Annotated in this window: 3 protein-coding genes and 1 pseudogene; 2 read left to right on the top strand and 2 right to left on the bottom strand. The window is 64.6% G+C overall.

The genetic code is table 11. The features are described 5' to 3' along the window. Positions 1-247: cupin domain-containing protein (locus LQV45_RS32230; RefSeq protein ID WP_230011602.1), on the top strand; the 247-nt coding region annotated here is incomplete at its 5' end. A gap of 106 nt (positions 248-353) precedes the next feature. On the opposite strand, the gene LQV45_RS32225 is transcribed toward LQV45_RS32230, so the two are convergent. Beyond that, complete coding sequence (locus LQV45_RS32225) at positions 354-674, bottom strand: GYD domain-containing protein (RefSeq protein ID WP_028275942.1); 321 nt, start codon at positions 672-674, stop codon at positions 354-356. Positions 675-902: 228 nt separating this feature from the next. On the opposite strand from LQV45_RS32225, the gene LQV45_RS32220 reads away from it, so the two are divergent. Further along, positions 903-1,232 (top strand): antibiotic biosynthesis monooxygenase family protein, encoded by a 330-nt coding sequence (locus LQV45_RS32220; RefSeq protein WP_028275943.1) that lies wholly within the window; start codon positions 903-905, stop codon positions 1,230-1,232. 51 nt (positions 1,233-1,283) lie between these two features. Here LQV45_RS32220 and LQV45_RS35950 read toward each other — a convergent pair. After that, positions 1,284-1,431 (bottom strand): annotated as a pseudogene (locus tag LQV45_RS35950) (hypothetical protein); the annotation flags it as partial.

Below are 1,431 nucleotides of genomic sequence, written 5' to 3'. Positions count from 1 at the left end.
CTCGCACGCCGTCGGACAGACCCTGCACGTCACCGAAGGTGTCGGCCTGGTCCAGGCCCGCGGCGGCGAAGTGACCGAAATCCGCCCCGGCGACACGATCTACACGCCGCCGGGCGAATGGCACTGGCACGGGGCCGCGCCGGACCATTTCATGACCCACCTCGCGATGTGGGAAGCGCCCGCGGAGGGCGCGGAGTCGGAGTGGGGTGACCTCGTGACCGACGAGGAATACAACGGCGCCAAGTAGCACGACCGCCAGGCAGTTAGCGCGGCTGCGCTAAAACATCCGGCGCTGCCGGTGCGGGGCCAGCCCGGGGGCTGGCCCCGCAGCGGCACGCCGGGCACCGTGTGGGCTATTGCCCGGGGGCCCGGTACGACGGCGTCTTCTTGGCTGCCGCGTCGAGATCCTCTGCTGACATGAGCGGTTTCATGTGCAGGTTCACGGCGCCGGTGGAATTGATCATCAGTGACAGGGCGACGGCGTCGGCCTGGTCGGGGATATCGAAGACTCCGACAACGTCGGTCTCCCCGAAAGCGTAGTAGAAGCTTTCCAGCGAGCCGTCCACCGATTTGAGGGCTTCGACAACGGCATCACGCCGTTTGGTGCCGCCCTCACGCATGAGTCCCTTGATTCCGTCGCCGACGTAGTTCGCTTCGAACAGATATTTGCTCATCGTTTTTCCTATCCTGTGTTCGCCCGGGACATCGGCATCCGAACGTGTGCCCGCTCCCAACGATGGAAGGTCCGAGGCTGGCCCCAGAGTGGGGGTCTGCCCACATGCTAGGCCTTCCACTTCACCCTTACAACGGTTCATTTGCGGCCACAACCGGGCTCCGGGCGGTCCGGCACTACCGCCGGCCGGAGGACAGGAACATAATCGGCGTATCTACCCGTACGGACAATGGAGGCGATCGACGTGTCTGTTTATACGCTCGGAATCTGGCTGGTGCATCCCGGCCGCGAGAACGATTTTGTGCAGGCCTGGCGGGATCTGGCCAGGAAGACGAAGGAAGACTTTCCCAACGCCAAAGCCGTGCTGATGCACGATCGCGACGTCAAGAACAGGTTCATCAGCACCGGCCCGTGGGAGTCCCTGGAACAGATTGAACAGTGGCGGGATTCTGCCCTGTTCAAGCAGGGCCTCGAGGCAATGAAGGACATGCTGGAGCATTTCGAGGCGCGCACCCTGGACGAGGCCGCGAGCATCGGGTGGGATGCGACCGATATGTGAATTTACCGGGAACCGGGTCGCCGCCGGCAGCGCGGCGCGCGTTCCCGCCGGCTAAGCGGCCTGCAGCGCCTCGAGTACGGCGGCCAACAGGACATCGTTCCGGCCCCAGACGGGGTCGAAGATTTCCACGTACCAGGCATCCGCCAGGACCAGGGCCAAGGTCTCGTTGGTCTCGGCTGCCCAGTCCCTGAGCTGGTCC

Source organism: Microbacterium sp. Bi128 (genome assembly GCF_918698205.1).
This window is presented reverse-complemented; position numbering and strand designations above follow the sequence as displayed.

What these genes read in the sequence shown, in the direction of transcription:
- LQV45_RS32225 (WP_028275942.1), bottom strand. Translation starts at nt 674, where the DNA reads ATGAGCAAATATCTGTTCGAAGCGAACTACGTCGGCGACGGAATCAAG.
- LQV45_RS32220 (WP_028275943.1), top strand. Translation starts at nt 903, where the DNA reads ATGGAGGCGATCGACGTGTCTGTTTATACGCTCGGAATCTGGCTGGTG.